The following is a 16,310-nucleotide window of genomic DNA, read 5'->3' as shown; positions in this document are numbered from 1 at the left end:
ATAGCGTCTCTTAATACGATTTAGTAAGTTTAGTGGAGATCGTTATAATTCACAATTTTAACTTCAGGGTTTTTTGCTAAAATTTCTTCCATCCATTTTCGGTGCGATGCGCCCACTCCAACAACTACCCTTTTTGCATTTTTGGCTTTGGCCTGTTCGATGATGTTTTTGCACATGCCTTCATTTCTTAACGTCCATTGTGCTATCATGTCTTTTACTTCTTCAGTAGGGAAACCCGCATAACCATAAAAGTTACGGCCTCCATAAAAATTCCATGCTTCATCTAAAGCACCATATTTTACGGAGTTCATGCCAGCATAGGGATCGGCATTGAAAACCTTTGATTCATCATCACTGTAAGCCCAATATTTTTCTATGGCTTTAACTGTAGCTGCTTCTGGCGATGTAGTGTCGGCTTTCGCTTTGCCAATTAAAATTTTGTATAACGAATCTGTTTTGCCCCAGGCCTCATTCCATGGTTTATCATACGTCTGGCAATCCATATTGTAAATCCGATCTTGTTTTAGCTGGTAAATAAGTGGAAAGTAGATTTTACTGTATTCACTTCCTGCTCTGTAAAATCCTTTTTTCTTTAATGAATCGGTATTGCCGAACATCTTTGCGTATTCTGCCTGCTCTTCTTTGCCGAAACTAGGTTTCATGTAATTTTCGAGTACAAAAATTTGGTAATCAGCATTTCCTCTGTCCCAGTTTTTGGTATAATTAACCGCTAAGTTCATCCTGGTTTTATGGTAGTAGGCGAATGAGGAGAGGGCTTTTTGACCTTTTTTAATCTGTGCATCAAGATTTTTTGGAGATTCGGGATTTAATTTTTCTAAATAATCATGTCCTTTTCTAAATGATTTCTTTGCCCAATGGCTTTCTTCCAATTTAGCGTAATCGCCACTTGGCAGGTATTCGCCAAAAACCATATCCGGTTTAAAATTTTTAAGTTTATCAATTATGGCCTGAAAATTTTGTGTTGATTTAGAATTGTCGTGGGAAGAGCCAACAATTACAATTTCGATCTGGTTTTGAGCATTGGATTTAACTGCAACAGCAATTAACAATAAAAATGCAAGGCTAAGTTTTTGTATAGTTCTCATGGTTGTTTCGTTTTTGTTGATTCAAAGATGAGCATACGCGCTTTGCTGCTAAATTTATTTATCCCAACGGTTTAAAATATTATCCCAATCAGAAAAAAATCGATTTCAATGGTTGGGTATTCGAAATTATGGGTTTGCATAACGGTTTCAAGCTTTCGTCCTGCAAAAGAAGCTATTCCATTAGTTTTTGGTTAAAACCAACGATTAATTTAAAAAGATTTTTATAAGCTGTAAGCGGCAAAGTTTCTGGTTTATCGAATACATCGTGGTAGGCCGGCGGACCGCCCTGTGTGTAAATGAAGAATGCCGGAACACCTTTTTCGGTGAAGAAATAATGATCGCTGTTAGCTGCCTTACCTCTTGAATTTATTTTAGAAATATAATGGTTTTGATTATTTATAGCATTGAGTTGGCTAAACGCTTTTGGATAAACCGATGCATTAACAACTGTCATGCCCGCATCGCCGGTGCCCACTAAATCTAAATTAATGAGAAATTTAATTTTGCTTAATGGGACTAATGGATTTTCGACAAAATACCTTGATCCCAATAAACCTGCTTCTTCGGCAGCAAAACAAATAAAACCAATAGAATAGGGTTGCGGATGCACCGCGTAATATTTGGCAAGGCTTAATAAAGTTGCCACACCAGCAGCATTATCATTGGCACCAGGGAAATAAGTATTGGCACCCAATCCACCTAAATGGTCGTAATGGGCCGTAATAATTAGTAAAGAATCGGGAAATTTAGTTCCTTTAACAAAACCACAAACATTAGCTGCATCAAATTTGGGAAGAAATTTATTTTCGATTTCGACACTGATTTTTTTTGGCAGGGTTGTAAAATGTTTTTTGTTGACTTGAATAATTGTCGAAGTTCCTAATTCTGTAGCTACAGACCAGGTGAGTTTATCTTTTAATACAACTTGTAAATGCGGTGATGCTTGATAATTAAAGCTATCGATTTGAGTTAAGTTTGCGGTTTGCTTAATGCCCGGACTTTCATTGTTTACAATAAAATCTTTACCAGGAATAAGTTTTTGGCCGTTAATGGCTAAGCTCATTTTTGCTGGAAAGGTATTAACCGGGAAATTAAAATGTTGGTTATATGTAGTTCCCATTGGCAATAAGCCAATCTTACTGTATGCTGCGGTAAGGTAATCTGCGGCTTTTTTCATTCCTTCTTTAGTGTAACCTCTGCCCCAAAATTGTTTTGAAGTGAGTGTGTTAATTACATTTCTGGTGTAGGTAGAATCTTGTGCAGAACAGTTAATTGTCAGAAATAAAAAGAAGATGAAGCCGCATTTTTTCATTCCGAAATTTAATAAAATAAATTAGTTGTCAAACCTCGCAGGTTTTTGAAAGCTACGAGGTTTTGCATAAAAAATGGTTGATGCTAACAGCCTTAACCGTTAATCATCAACCATCAATATAATGAATTGATTTTACTTTACCAGGTATGGCTGTAAAGCAGTTTTAATTTTCTCTTTGTTTTGGCTTACCGTCCATTTTTCTTTAATAGATTGATCTCCCAAACTAAAAAGTGTTTCGTAAAGTAATTTGCCATTAGCCATTGTTTGAACTTTAAATGTATTTTTCGAACCGATAATATCAGCCCACACCCCACGAACATCAGCCCAATATGCATGCTGGTTAGCCCACCATTTTTGCGCATAGGCGAAAGTTTTAGGGTCTATTTTTGTAAATTCTTCATATCCTTTTTCAACTGCCAATAATTTATCTCCATTGGCAGCACGTATAATTTTTTTATTGTCTTGCTCAAACATCCATCCGTTTTTGGTAATGGTAATCCGGCTGCCCCTGTTGAGTACGTTGTAATCTTTACGTACTGTAGATTCTCTTCTTGGCAGGGGCGAATCTGTTTCGCTCGACCATGAATCATGTCCGCCAACATGGCTCCAGGTTCCATAACCCTGGTAGCGTGGACTATCATCTACCTGGTAAACTTTTTGCGTCCATTTGCCTTTTACATCAGCCGGGGTTAAGTTCCCTTTTTTCCAGGCATTGCCCTCGGTATAAAGCATAATATCGGTATCCTCATAGGTCCAATCCTGGCGCCAGTGCTTAATTACTGTCGTATCATTAATGGCCAGCATGTGCTGGATAACAATGCGTTTAGGTTCGTCTACAATAATTTCTGCCCATTCGTTGCCATGACTTTCATAAGGTTTGCTGAATTTGTAATTTGGATCAGGAGAGGTAACTTCTCCATAATTAAAGTTTACTTCATAAAAACCAGCTAAAGATTTTATTGCTTTTCTATCTTTTTCAAATTTTTCTTCCGGGCTTTCTACTTTGGTTTGAGCGGTTGCATTAAAGGTGAATAAACCTGTTAATACAACAATGAAATTTACAATTTTCATATTATTCAGTTGGTTTTTAAGTATTACGCTGTTGCTGATTTTTTTTTCTTTTTTCCTTTGCCCCACCAGATGATAAACCCGGTAACCGGCAAACTTGCTGCAATTAAACTGGCAAAAAATGCCATTATTTTTCCTGGTAAGCCCAAAATGGCCCCCACATGGATGTCGTAATTCATTCCAATTACTGTTTCACCTCCATTTTTTTCAGATTGATTGGTTCTATGCAATAATTTACCAGAATACTGATCAAACTGAAGCACGTCATAATTCCAATAGGTTTCTTCTCCACGGTAACCTGAAGCATAAATGGTTGCGGTGCCTCCGCTAGCAGGCGACATGCCAATACGGTCTTCATTTTTAAAAATTTCTTTTGCCTTATCGAAAGCAACATCAAAGGGAATCGCTTTGATACTTTTTGTGGAGTCGGATTTAACCTCTACCAATTTTGGCGGTGTAATGCTCCCTGAAGCCACTACATAAACAGTATTCTGGAACCATTGAAATGACCATACCATGCCTGTTAAGGCCAGCATAAGGCAGATTAGCATTACATAAAAGCCTAGTACATTATGCATGTCGTAATTAATGCGTTTAAATTTTGCTTTCCATTTTACCTTAAAACTTTTATCGAAATTTGATTTTTTAAGGTTTTTAGGCCACCACATTACCATACCTGAAATAAGTAGGAATACAAATATGAAGGTAGACCATCCAATTACCTGCTGGCCAATGGGATGATTGATCAGCAAACTCCAATGGATCATTTTTACTACGGCAAAAAACTCATATTTATGGTCGGCAACAAGGGTTACTTTACCTGTGTACGGATTTACCAATACCAGATCATAATAATCAATAGAATCGAAATACCAGAAAGCTTTAGGATCGCCCGCTTTGTAGGTGCCGAATTCCCAAGCCCTTTCTTGCGATTTATAGGCAGAAATAAAACTGATTTTCTTATTGTTTCCCAAAGCTTTTTCGGCATTTGCCTGTAGTAAACTTAAGGGTAAGGTTTTCGCATCGGCAGGTACCTCAACAAAATATGCTTTGCGATGAATCAGCTCTGTAATTTCTTTCTGAAAAACATAAATGCATCCGGTAATACCCAACATCAACACAATTAAACCAGATGCAATACCCAGCCACAGGTGCAGCCAGTCGCTTATCCGCCTTAAACGCGATTTCTTGTTTTTAGATTGATTTGGAGTTTTTGTTATTGCCATTAGCAAGCTGTGGAATGTAAAACCAACTGAATTTTATGATCAGTTGGTTTTGCCTATTGTAAAAATTATAACTACTTAACTTCAGTAGTATAGGTTACTAAATGCCAAACTTTATCATAGTCTTTCCCATTTAATTTTCCTGGGTTTTTCTCTTCAGTAAATGCCTCAAAGAAGTAATTTCCTTTTTGCTCGGGTTTAAAAGTAAACTTTCCATCAGCATCTGTTTCGGTAGGTTGTGCTTTACGGTCAGTGTTAACAACAGTCAATTTTTGTTTTGCAAAAGGAGTTTTGTTATAAATAACCTGATGTACTGATGTTTCACCTACTTTTAAAGTATGTTTATCTGGCCGTATGGTTAACGCCGCTGTTGAGGGATAAACCGTGTTTATTTTTGCATTTCCTACTGCTACATCGGCAAATGCATAATATTCTATTTTGGCTTTTTCATAAATATCAGCTACCTCATGTACAACAGACAGTTTATAAGAACCATCCTGATCAGGAGTAAAACTAGCTTTAAAAAAACGAACATCAGGTGTGCTTGTTAATACTGTAGTGGTTCCATTTGGAGCTGTTAAAACCAAGCTGAATGCTTTTAGGTTACTGAACCATTTGGCTGCAGAATCGGGTTCGTTGCTTTCGTATTCGCCAAAAAAAACTTTTACTTCCTGTGCTTGTCCTTTTTTACCAGTTGATGCGGTTTCTATCCATAAAGCATGTGCAAATGCGTTGGAGATGCCAAACGCTAAAAAGAAGAATAATAATGAGATTTTCGTTTTCATGTTTTCCGTTTTAGGGGTTAAATCATGGGAAACTGATCTGATCCAGTTTCCCATGATGGATTTAATTAAAATTTGTAGGCTATACTTACTCTGTAATTTCTTGGTGCTTCAGCTTGCCATGAATAAACTGCCTGATCGTAGTTGGGGGCGTTCCAATAATTGGTATAATAAGCACCGCTATATAAATACTTATCTAAAATGTTAAATACATTAGCAGTTACCTTTATTTTTTTGTTGGCCCAAAATAAACCACCGTCTAACTTAAAGTAGTCAGGCAGATTTTCATTGGCGTTTTCTCCGCTATATGTGCCAACCGCTCTGCCTGCCAGGTAGGTAAATCCTCCAGAAATACCCGCACCTTTAAGCAGGCCGTTTTGCAATGAATAGGTTAACCATGCATTGGTGGTATGTTTGGAGAAACCCGGTACAACCTGGCCTACAAAAACACCTGATACCCCATCTGCAACTTTGGTTACTTTACCATCTGTGTAAGCGTAATTTGCAATCAGGTTTAAGCCTTTGGCTAATTCTCCACGCAAATCAAACTCTACCCCCTGGGCTCTTTTTTCGCCGATAACGATGCTAAAGGTTTCTCCTGCTTTATTTAGCGGATCTCCCGTAATTTCGTTCTGTTTTGTAATTCGGTATACAGATAAGGTGGTGTTCCAGCGGCCATCAAACCAATCTTTCTTTATTCCAAATTCTTTGTTGTTTCCGGTAATTGGTTTTGCGGTAGAGCCATCGCGGAAAAAGCCGGTTTGAGGTGTGAAAGCTTCATCATAAACTGCATAAACCGAGGTGTTTTTATCTACAGATACACTTAGGCCAACCCTTGGGGTTACATGCTTGGCTTTATCTGCCGGGCTTCCATATGCCGATTGGTTAACGTAAGTATAACGGCCGGCCAGGGTTAAGCGGACGATATTATTAAAAAATCCCAGTTCATCCTGCACATAACCACTCAGGTATTTTTGATCCATCAGGCCTCCTGCCGCAATTGCCCTTTGTAATAAAGGTGTGCTGCGGTTAAAGTTTGGATAACCGTTTGAAGGAAAGCCATAATTAGGGTTATAAACATCAAATGGAGCACTGGCAAGGTCTAAATCATGTGATTGACCCCAATCTGCAAGGTAACTTTTCTTGCCACCATCAAATCCGGCTAAAATACGGTGCACAATGCCACCGGTTTTAACAGTTCCGTTAACAAATAACTGGGCCAATTTCATTGTACTTTCGGCATCCCAAATTCCAACGTTTCGGATCAGTGTTCCATTTGCATTAACCACTGATGGCCATGAGCTTGATCCGTTTTGTAAATATTTGTAGTAAGCGGCCTGCGCAGTAAGTTTCCAGTTTTGGCCCAGCTGTTGTGTCAAGTTTAACGTAACACTATGGTCATTAATCCTTGTTGGTTGTACACCAGGTTGAGTTAAAGTAAAATCTCGTGGTAAACTTGCATAACCAGCCGCGTTAAAAATATAATAAGAACCAACTTCGGTCATTTTTGCATTCTGCAAAGTATATTCTGCTGTTAATTTGGTGCTCGGTGTAATTTGATAGCTTAATACGGGAGCAAAACTGTAACGGTCGTTTTTTTCGAACGGTCTGAATGATCCCTTATTTTGTGCTGCGGCGTTTAACCTGAATAAAAATTTACCATCTGCTGTTAGCTTATGGTCAAAATCAATTGCTGTGCGGTAAAGGTCGAAGCTACCAGCTGTAAAAGAAACTTCACCCTGGTTTAAACCTGTAGGTTTTTTGGTAACCACATTATACATTCCGCTCGGATCGCCATTGCCCAACATAAAGCCCGCTGGTCCTTTTACAAATTCAATATGATCAACAAAGCTCATGTCTTCAGTAAGCGGCCCCCAGTAAGAAGAAACAACATTAAATCCATTGCGCATGGCCTGAATTTGCGATCCACGCATTAAAACATTTGTGTATAAATCTCCCCAGTGTTCAAGGCGCACTGCACCACTTACATTTCTGATCAAACCATCGCTCATGCTAATAATCTGTTGATCTTTAATGATCTGGTTACTTACAATCTGAATGTTTTGTGGAGCTTCCAATAGCGGTTCGTTTAACCTAAGCGTAGCAGATGGTAAGCTTACTTTATACTTTTTGTTTATTCCGGCAACGGTAACCTCTTCCAAAACCTGATCGTTTTCTTTGAGTATAAAGTCAACCGTTTTAGTTTCGCCAGCAACGATTGTAATGCTTTTTTCAGATGCATCAATGCCAACTGCAGTAGCTTTGATGGTGTAAGTGCCTGGCTTTATTCGGTTTATGGTATAGTTGCCGCTTTCATCAGATGTTGTGCCTAAACCTTTGCTTTTTAACCCGATGGAGATAAATGCAGCAGGTTTTCCATTAGAGGTGCTAACCTTACCCTTAATTGTTCCGGATTGCTGGGCAAATGAAAATAGACTAAAAAGAGTGAGTAAGAACGTTAAGCTAATGGGTTTAATTTTATTCATTTTTGATTGTATTGTTGGTTTTAACTAAAATTTGTAAGTAACACTACCAGTGAAGGTTCTTAACCTAAGATTCACTGTGGAACAGCTAATGCGATTTTAAACATGCCCGTATTTATTTGGATTAATTCTAAACAGCTGCAAAATAACGGTAGAAAATCGTATTATCCAAATTATTTTGATTTATTCTAAATAACAGGATTTGAATGGGATTTGCGCTTAAATGACAAAGAGGGTATTTTCTGATCGGGTGATCACTTTAACGTTTTAGTAGCGTGATTTCAACTATTTTCTGCTTTTGCTCAATTGATAAGTTTTAGCTGATTTTAACTAGTTTTTTCGTTAATAAAATATGATGGATTTTGGAAGAAAAATAGCGTTTAAATGGAGTTATGGCGCATTATAGATTGTAAATGTCATTTTTTATGAAATTAAATATTGTGCTGCGCAATTTTATTAGGTTAAAATATGGTATCTGTTAGTTAAAAAAGAGGTAAGGGCTAAGTAAAATTACTGATACTTTTACTTTGTAATCAAACGTAACTAACTAATCATCAATGGAAAAAAATTCTACAAGACACCCCTATGTGAAATTTTTAGCGGCCACATTTTTTTATTTATTAATTCCCTGGCTCGCTTTTGCACAGAAAACAATAAAAGGAACTGTTTTAGATCAAAATAATAAACCTATCCCGGGTGTAACGATCTTGGAAAAAGGGACAAAAAACGGTACTTCAACCAATGCTGATGGAAAGTTTAGCTTAGCTGTACAAAGCGACAAGGCAGTTTTAGTGGCCAGGATAGTCGGTTTTGTTACTGTTGAAAAAACAGTTACGGCGAGTGGTACCATAAACTTTTCTCTGCAGGATGACAATAAAACGCTGGATGAGGTAGTGCTTATTGGTTATCAGAAAATAACCAGGAAAAAATCTACGGCCTCTATTTCCAGTATTTCGGGAAAAGAACTGGCTAATTTACCGGCAGCTAGTTTCGATCAATTGCTACAGGGCAGGCTTTCTGGTGTTAATGTTCAAAACTTTACCGGTCAGCCAGGTGTAGCGCCTACAGTATCAGTACGTGGTAATTCTACAGCTAGCACCAGTTATGATCAGTTTAATACAATTAGATCTCCTTTATATGTGGTTGATGGTGTTCCTCAATCTTCAGATGATTTTGTGCCGCCAAATACCGGAACAGGAACAAATTATTTAGCTGGAATTAACCCGAACGATATCGAATCTATCGATGTTTTAAAGGATGCTTCAGCCGCCGCTATTTATGGTTCTAGAGCTGCAAATGGTGTAATTTTAATCACCACTAAAAAAGGAGTGAGTGGCGATACTAAAGTTAATTTAAGCAGCTATTTTGGTTTTGTTCAACGACCCAACTTACGAGAGGCAACTATCGGCAGTACGGAACGCAGGCAAAAAATGGAAGTTTTACAGCGTCAGCTTAATTATGACCAGAGAAGGCAGCTCCCATACCTCCTTACGGATAGTTTAAACCCGGCTTTCAATGGCAATACTGATTGGCAGGATCTTTTTTATCAGGTAGGTAGAATTAATGATAACAATATAAGTTTAAGCGGGGGTTCGGAAAATGGGATGACGTATCGTTTTAGCGGTGGTTATTATAACGAAGAAGGGGTTGTAAAAGGAACAGGTTTTAAGCGCTACAGCAGTAGAATTAACTTAACTTCAAAAGCATTGAATAAAAAGTTGACCATTAATCCACAATTTGCTTATTCTAGAGCTGACCGAGCCCGTGGTAACGAAGATCCAAATGATCCTTCCAAGCCAACCAAAATCGGGTCTGGGAATTTACCCTCATCACTGATCAATCTTTCGCCTGAAAAACTCGACTTTTTTGTGAGCCCAAACAGCGAAAACCTGGATAAAAACATCAGTAACCAGTTTAGTTTTAACCTGAACTTATCTTACGAATTTAACAAAAACTTTACCCTAAATTCTCAATCATCTTACAAAGCTGATAATACCCGTAGGGATGCCAGTCTAAGTAGTTTGTTAAACAATGGTTTTGGCAATAGTGCAACCAGTTTTTCATCAACTAGAGTTGGCTTAAGAACATCCAACTATTTAAACTATAATGGCAAAATTGGTAAGCATTCGATAAGCGCGGTAGTGGGGCAGGATATTGAATACGATCAATATCAAAATACCCAGGCCAGCGGTTCTGGTGGCGCATCAGATAATATACAAGTTGTAACCGGCTTTCAGCAGGCCAATATTTTCGCCAACTCGCAATACCGCGCACATGGGCTAATTGCTTATTATGGCCGTTTTAATTACGATTATGCAGATAAGTATTTGTTATCCGGAACACTCAGAACTGATGGATCATCGGGCTTTGGTGAAAACAATAAATATGGTGTTTTTCCTTCGATATCAGTAGGCTGGATATTGTCTGAAGAGAATTTCATGAAAAATATCACCAATAATCCTTTTACTTTAGTAAAAATCAGGGGAAGTTATGGTGCTACAGGCAATGAAGATCTAAATAATGCATACGTTCAGTACAACAACTATCTTGTAAATAATGGCGGGTTTTCTGGTAACGGTGGCTCCACTTCATACAATGGCGTTACTGCTATTACGCCCAACTTTAGGAATGGCGTAGCCCAGAAAGATTTAAGCTGGGAAAAATCTACCCAATGGAATATTGGTACCGATTTAGAATTTCAAAATGGTAAATATGCTTTAACCTTTGATGTATACAATAAAGAGGTAAAGGATAAATTATTTAACGTAGACTTACCGGCTACATCTGGTTATGATGTTGCCTATACCAATGCTTTTTCGGTACGTAATTCTGGTATGGAGTTAACCTTCAATGCAACCCCAATCAGCAAGGTAATTAAATGGAATACTTCATTTAATATTTCTTACAACAAAAACCAGATCATGAGTTTGCCTAATGGCGGGCGGGATATTATTTTGAGCGGAGATAGATTTGATAAAACACATATTTTATCAGTGGGAAGCCCAATTAATGCATTTTATTTGTATCAAACAAAAGGTGTGTTCTCACGTACCGGAAATATTCCGCAAAACCCCTTTACCGGTGAGCGTTACCGCAATAGCAATGGAACTTTCAACGAAGGAGATTTTTATCTGGCTGATTTAGATGGCGATTATTTTGTTGATATTTTCAATGATGGTATTAATCCTGATAAAATGCCAATTGGCGATCCAAATCCACGCTTTACCGGCGGTTGGACCAACAACTTTAGTTATAAAAATTTCTCGCTTGGTATTTTTGCCACCTTTACGTTAAAAAGAGATGTATTAAACTTATTTGATTCTGATCGTTTTGCTAATTCACAAGATGGCAATGCTGTAGCAAATTTTGCAAGTTTTTCTACCCCTGATTTAGATAAGATAAATATTTGGCGCAATCCTGGCGATAACGCCGAATACGCTAAATACGATTTAGGAACCTACAGATACTATTATACCGGAGCTCAAACGTTTTTCCTTGAAAAGGGTGGTTACCTGAGAATTAAGAGTATCAATATCGGTTATGATATAAATCCAAGAACATTGAAAAAATGGGGTTTAAGCCAGTTTAAAATATTTGCGATTATGGATAATGTACACATCTTCCAACAATCGAAAAAACTCCCAGATGCAGAAGGTGTAAACGGATATGGTGAATATAATGGAAATGGATATCCAATTCCTAAAAAATACACGCTAGGTCTTCAAGTTCAATTTTAATACCATTAACATGAAAAATATACTTACAAAATTCAGCATATTAATTACTATACTTATTATAGTAACTACCAGTGCATGTAAAAAACTGCTTTACGAAGAGCCCAAAGATGCACCATACGAGCAAACATTTTGGAAAACCTCTAAAGATGTAAGAAGTGCTGTAGCAGGTAATTATGCATTGTTACGTAATGCTATAACCGATAAAAACAACCGATATTACATGTATGGCGATGCAATAGCTAAGAACTATTTTACCATACAGTATACAGGTGACGGGCTTGAAGGGATTCAAGGAGGTGATTTTACCTTTCAATATAACTTAAATTCTTTAGCCAATTACACGCTTTACTATAAAAGCATTGCCATGTCTAACACGATTTTATCAAAGGTAGGCGCAATGACCAATTCTGAGTTATCTGCAGAAGATGATCCAACCGAATTTAGAAATAATACGTTAGGTCAGGCTTATTTTTTAAGGGCTTTGAGTTATTTTATGATGGTAAGGGTTTGGGGCGATGTACCAGTGGTTACCGAAGCCTATGAAGATCCACTAAATGCACCTCAACTTCCTAGAAGACCAAAAGCTGAAGTTATGAAGCTGATTGAGGACGATTGCCATAAAGCGATTAATTTATTAAGCTGGACCTATGCAAACAGTGGGGATGCAAAGGTTACAGCCAATAGAGGATCTACCTATGCACTTTTAGCCCATTTGTATTTGTGGAGAGCAACGATGTCTAACATTACAACAGATGCACCCAACTTAGTTGATGTAAATAGTGCTGATACCACAATCAATACATTAATCAGCAAAGGAGGCTATGCTTTAACAGATACTGCAAATTATAAAAACACTTTTATTGGTCGTTCTACAGAGGGTATTTTTGAAATTAATGTAAGCGAAAACACATTGGAAGGTTCAAACAGCTCTGTTGGAGGTTCCTTCCTAAACGAATCTTATGTTAAAGGCTATGGAAATAACCCAAGGTATTACGTGGTACCAAGTTACTTTAATAATTTTTATACTGATACCGATATCCGGTATAAGAAAGGGTTTGATGTTACCTTGCCTGAAAAGCCAGTGTGTATTAAATACAGCAACGTAATTTACAGAAATCCGGGCCAGAAATTAAATCCTTACTTAAGCAACAACATCATCATCTTCAGATTGGGAGATATGCGGTTGCTAAAAGCCGAAATTGCACTTTATAAAGGAGATGCTGCTACCGCTACAGCAATTATCAATACTTTTAGAAGACGAAACGATCCTAATCCTGTATTGGTAGAGAATGGCTTATCTGTAAGTGATGTTATGGATGAATACATTACAGAACGCTCAAGAGAAATGTTCCTCGAAGGCCACCTTTTTTATGATTTGTTGCGTACCAGGAGGTATTCAAATGTGGTAGACTGGCTGCCAGTTGAAAGATTTAGGAAAGAAGGCTTTTACTGGCCTGTTGATCCTGCTTTGTTTAGAAACAATCCATTATTGAAACAGACCACATATTGGTTGGGTAAAGTATAAATAAGTTGATCCTTAGATTAAAAAACATGAAAAATAATATTTTAATATATATAGCGATTGTTTTGCTGGCCTTATCGGCATGTAAAAAAGACGACTATAAGCGAGATGGAGGCCCAAGTAATGCCAACGTTGATATGACCACTTATGATTACTTAAAATCCAACAGGAATTTTGATTCGTTGGTTAAAGTGATTGATAGAGCCGGTTTAAAAGATGTTGTAAATGGAGATGTAACCTTTTTTGCAACCACAAATTATGGTATTGCTGATTATGTGAAAGCAAAAAAGTATCAGAAAAGTCTTGAGATCAAAAAAGAAAACTTTGATTTTGGAATTAAGGATATTCCAGCACAGGAGTTGAGCGATTCGTTAAAAACCTACCTATTTGCAGGCAAAATCAACAGAGATCAAATTACCTTGGCAGGTAAGCTGTACAATAGTTTGCTGGGTTCTGTGCCAAATGTTCAATATTTGATAAAATTTAGGCGGTCTTTCGAATACACTCAGTACTTAAATTACGTAGATTATGTTACTTATACCAAAGTAATAGGTACAAGAGATGATAAAGAGCCGGATTTAAATGCCATACCAGATAATCAGAGAGATAAAGCTGAAGATGTGCAAACCTCCGGAATAATTACAAAAACTGGAATAGTTCATGTTTTAAACGGTAATCACAGGTTGTTTTTCAACGGACAACCATTAGGAAATTAACCATAAACTTTAATTAAGATGAAAGTTAAATATATTTTAGGTGTACTGTTTGTATTAAGCATGTACGCCTGCACAAAAATTGAGAAGGGTTTTCAAAGTAATGGTATCCGTTATAAAGATAACAATATCTTTGCAAAGAGGGGTTTAATCCTTTTTCAGTCAGACAGGATCAATGCAGATGGTTCTACGCCTCCTTATACATTTAAATTGCTAAATTTAAGAAAAGAGGATGGCTCGCCCGCACCTGCAGAATTTTCTAAGGAATATGAAATTTTGGTATTTAAAGAAGGTACCAGTTTCGATCCGGAAAAGGATGTAACAGTTGAACTTTTAAATAAAAAACGTGAATTGGTAAAAAGATTGCCAATGTATTTCAACGAAAATAGCGGACAATTAACGTTTAACAGGGCATCAACTAACATTCCGTTAGGTAAATATATTTTTGATGTGGAAATGACCAATGTTACCGGCACAAAGCTTTTTCCTAAACTGGCTACAATTAATGTTGTAGATCCTGAATTAGATGACTTGTTTACCATTACAGATAATGTTGCAAATGCATTTAACGATATCAGTGGAGCTGCAACGCCGATGAAAAATCCTATTATTACCTGTACTAAAATTTCAAATCAAGGTGCAAGAGCGATTTTGAAAATGGTTGATAAAAATGGAAAAGTATTTAATCCAAAAGCTGGAGAAATTATTCAAAGGGGTGATAGGCCAATTTTCGAAAACTATGCAAAGTTTAATCCGGTAATACAAACTGATACTGCAATGATTTGCGACTTTGAAGTAGCACCGTTCCCACTTACAAAATATGTTACACCAACTACAGATTGGGGCTTTTTGATGTATTATAGAATACCGAGTAAGTTTGTAACTGTTGATAATTTTCCTGCATCTCTTGGTACTTTTTCTGTAAACCCAAGATGGTCTTGGCAATTGAAACTAGAAGGAACGTATGTAATTCAGGTAAAATTTCCTGATGTTACCAAAAAATAAAATAGCAGCTATTTAATAGCCTCTTACTCGTGATTCTTACATAAAAAGGGCAATTTTCATATCGAAAATTGCCCTTTTTTAATATTTATACAATTCTGATTATTTAATCAATATCGCTTGGAGGCTTAATGCCCGCTCTGTGTCATTGGCAGGTGTTACCAAACCACCACAGATCACATCATAATGATATCCTGCTATAAAAGTTGTGCTTGCAGAGGTAGCTTTAACTGTTCCTGTTGAAGTTTCCTTTGCATCAAAAGTGTAGGTTCCTGCATCCACGGCAATAAATCCGCTTGCGTTTTTAAAAGCTTTATTGGTAATTAATGTGGTAGTGGCACTAGTTTTTGCTAAATCAAGAGCAGGTGCATCTGGCGATAAATTGATAAAACGGATGTATGCTTTATCCGTTGCCGGCAGCGATAGGTCATCACCAATGGTGTAAACATCCAATGCGCCAGGTTTATTGATTAGATAAGATGAATTGTAAGTGCTTGCACTTAGTGCCAGTGTTTTGGTTAATATACTTTCAGAACTGCTGGCGGTGGTAAATTTTAAACTATAAGCGCCTGCAGCATATGAGGTATAGGATGCAGAACCGCCAAATGGCAAAGCTGCCGTACTAACTAAGTTTCCATTAAAATAGGCATTATATGTTGCCAAAGATGGAGAAGTATTAATTACCCTGATATAAGCTATTGTAGGATCGGCGGTTTCTGTTTTTTTACAAGAAGTTAATGCGATTAGTGCGGCTATAAAAAGGAAAGTAAGTGGTTTGAAATGAAATGGAGTAAAATTCTTCATGTTTTTAAATTTGATTTATTTTTTATGGAACATCAATAAAACGATACCTAAGTAGCATTCGCTACAGGCATACAAATATTAGGTTTAAACGGCATAGCAGGATGTTAAATGATGTTAAGCAGATGTTAAAGTTTTATCAGTTTATTTAACAATGATAATTTTAATAGCTAAAAAGGTCTGGCTATTTAATAGAAGTGAAACTTATTACATTCCTTAAAGCATCATTATAGGCCAATAAAGTCAGATTAGTTTAATAAAACCAAAAGCTTAACATAAAAAAATCACGATATTATTGTGTAACTCGATTTTTATTTAAACCTTTGCACCTCAATAGAGTTAAAGCCGTTTTAATACGCAAGAAATGATTAAACAAATTTTACATAAACTTTCAATTTCCTCAACACAAATGGTGTCTGGGAAAGGTTTGTTTATTAATCATTTTCAACCCGTATTTTATTTTCCCACAAGCCGGCAAAATTTCACTCCACGTATTTAGTACCCACACTAAACGTAACGAGGAATTGATCCTCTCTAAAAACCCAATTAACAAGAATACTT

Annotated in this window: 11 protein-coding genes; 4 read left to right on the top strand and 7 right to left on the bottom strand. The window is 37.0% G+C overall.

Annotated features, from left to right (window positions below):
- Positions 1–29: 29 nt before the first annotated feature.
- From ASE74_RS20330 to ASE74_RS20305, 6 genes are all read right to left on the bottom strand, one after another.
- Complete coding sequence (locus ASE74_RS20330) at positions 30–1,106, bottom strand: DUF5694 domain-containing protein (protein WP_055913156.1); 1,077 nt, start codon at positions 1,104–1,106, stop codon at positions 30–32.
- A 172-nt stretch (positions 1,107–1,278) separates the two neighbouring features.
- Entirely contained in the window at positions 1,279–2,418 is a 1,140-nt protein-coding gene (locus ASE74_RS20325) for a M28 family metallopeptidase (protein WP_055913153.1), read from the bottom strand.
- A 132-nt stretch (positions 2,419–2,550) separates the two neighbouring features.
- Positions 2,551–3,489 carry a DUF6607 family protein gene (locus ASE74_RS20320; protein ID WP_157255492.1) on the bottom strand — a complete coding sequence of 313 codons (939 nt, stop codon included), beginning with the start codon at positions 3,487–3,489 and terminating at the stop codon, positions 2,551–2,553.
- A 23-nt stretch (positions 3,490–3,512) separates the two neighbouring features.
- On the bottom strand, positions 3,513–4,712 hold the full coding sequence (locus ASE74_RS20315; RefSeq protein ID WP_055913147.1) for a PepSY domain-containing protein: 1,200 nt from the start codon (positions 4,710–4,712) through the stop codon (positions 3,513–3,515).
- Between the two features lie 71 nt (positions 4,713–4,783).
- Complete coding sequence (locus tag ASE74_RS20310) at positions 4,784–5,494, bottom strand: DUF4198 domain-containing protein (protein WP_162235829.1); 711 nt, start codon at positions 5,492–5,494, stop codon at positions 4,784–4,786.
- Between the two features lie 65 nt (positions 5,495–5,559).
- Positions 5,560–7,977: a TonB-dependent siderophore receptor gene (locus ASE74_RS20305; RefSeq protein WP_055913140.1), complete on the bottom strand. Its 2,418-nt coding sequence runs from the start codon at positions 7,975–7,977 to the stop codon at positions 5,560–5,562.
- A gap of 554 nt (positions 7,978–8,531) precedes the next feature.
- Here ASE74_RS20305 and ASE74_RS20300 point away from each other — a divergent pair.
- From ASE74_RS20300 to ASE74_RS20285, 4 genes are read left to right on the top strand one after another with little or no spacing between them, the layout of a single operon-like run.
- Complete coding sequence (locus tag ASE74_RS20300) at positions 8,532–11,711, top strand: SusC/RagA family TonB-linked outer membrane protein (protein ID WP_055913138.1); 3,180 nt, start codon at positions 8,532–8,534, stop codon at positions 11,709–11,711.
- 10 nt (positions 11,712–11,721) lie between these two features.
- Positions 11,722–13,236 (top strand): RagB/SusD family nutrient uptake outer membrane protein, encoded by a 1,515-nt coding sequence (locus ASE74_RS20295; protein WP_055913135.1) that lies wholly within the window; start codon positions 11,722–11,724, stop codon positions 13,234–13,236.
- Positions 13,237–13,262: 26 nt separating this feature from the next.
- Positions 13,263–13,949 carry a hypothetical protein gene (locus ASE74_RS20290; RefSeq protein ID WP_055913132.1) on the top strand — a complete coding sequence of 229 codons (687 nt, stop codon included), beginning with the start codon at positions 13,263–13,265 and terminating at the stop codon, positions 13,947–13,949.
- An 18-nt stretch (positions 13,950–13,967) separates the two neighbouring features.
- Complete coding sequence (locus tag ASE74_RS20285; RefSeq protein WP_055913129.1) at positions 13,968–14,951, top strand: DUF5007 domain-containing protein; 984 nt, start codon at positions 13,968–13,970, stop codon at positions 14,949–14,951.
- 99 nt (positions 14,952–15,050) lie between these two features.
- Here ASE74_RS20285 and ASE74_RS20280 read toward each other — a convergent pair whose 3' ends face one another.
- The gene (locus ASE74_RS20280) at positions 15,051–15,752 is read right to left on the bottom strand and encodes a DUF4397 domain-containing protein (RefSeq protein ID WP_055913126.1); all 702 of its coding nucleotides are present in this window, start codon (positions 15,750–15,752) and stop codon (positions 15,051–15,053) included.
- Between the last annotated feature and the right edge of the window lie 558 nt (positions 15,753–16,310).

Origin of the sequence: Pedobacter sp. Leaf216, from assembly GCF_001421515.1 — a bacterium.
Taxonomy (GTDB): domain Bacteria; phylum Bacteroidota; class Bacteroidia; order Sphingobacteriales; family Sphingobacteriaceae; genus Pedobacter.
Note: the sequence above shows the minus strand (reverse complement) of the source record. Positions and strands in the feature narration are given on the sequence as shown.

Coding starts and splice junctions, on each gene's coding strand:
- ASE74_RS20315 (WP_055913147.1), bottom strand. CDS start 4,712: ATGGCAATAACAAAAACTCCAAATCAATCTAAAAACAAGAAATCGCGT.
- ASE74_RS20285 (WP_055913129.1), top strand. CDS start 13,968: ATGAAAGTTAAATATATTTTAGGTGTACTGTTTGTATTAAGCATGTAC.
- ASE74_RS20300 (WP_055913138.1), top strand. CDS start 8,532: ATGGAAAAAAATTCTACAAGACACCCCTATGTGAAATTTTTAGCGGCC.
- ASE74_RS20310 (WP_162235829.1), bottom strand. CDS start 5,494: ATGAAAACGAAAATCTCATTATTATTCTTCTTTTTAGCGTTTGGCATC.
- ASE74_RS20280 (WP_055913126.1), bottom strand. CDS start 15,752: ATGAAGAATTTTACTCCATTTCATTTCAAACCACTTACTTTCCTTTTT.
- ASE74_RS20330 (WP_055913156.1), bottom strand. CDS start 1,106: ATGAGAACTATACAAAAACTTAGCCTTGCATTTTTATTGTTAATTGCT.
- ASE74_RS20325 (WP_055913153.1), bottom strand. CDS start 2,418: ATGAAAAAATGCGGCTTCATCTTCTTTTTATTTCTGACAATTAACTGT.
- ASE74_RS20295 (WP_055913135.1), top strand. CDS start 11,722: ATGAAAAATATACTTACAAAATTCAGCATATTAATTACTATACTTATT.
- ASE74_RS20290 (WP_055913132.1), top strand. CDS start 13,263: ATGAAAAATAATATTTTAATATATATAGCGATTGTTTTGCTGGCCTTA.
- ASE74_RS20305 (WP_055913140.1), bottom strand. CDS start 7,977: ATGAATAAAATTAAACCCATTAGCTTAACGTTCTTACTCACTCTTTTT.
- ASE74_RS20320 (WP_157255492.1), bottom strand. CDS start 3,489: ATGAAAATTGTAAATTTCATTGTTGTATTAACAGGTTTATTCACCTTT.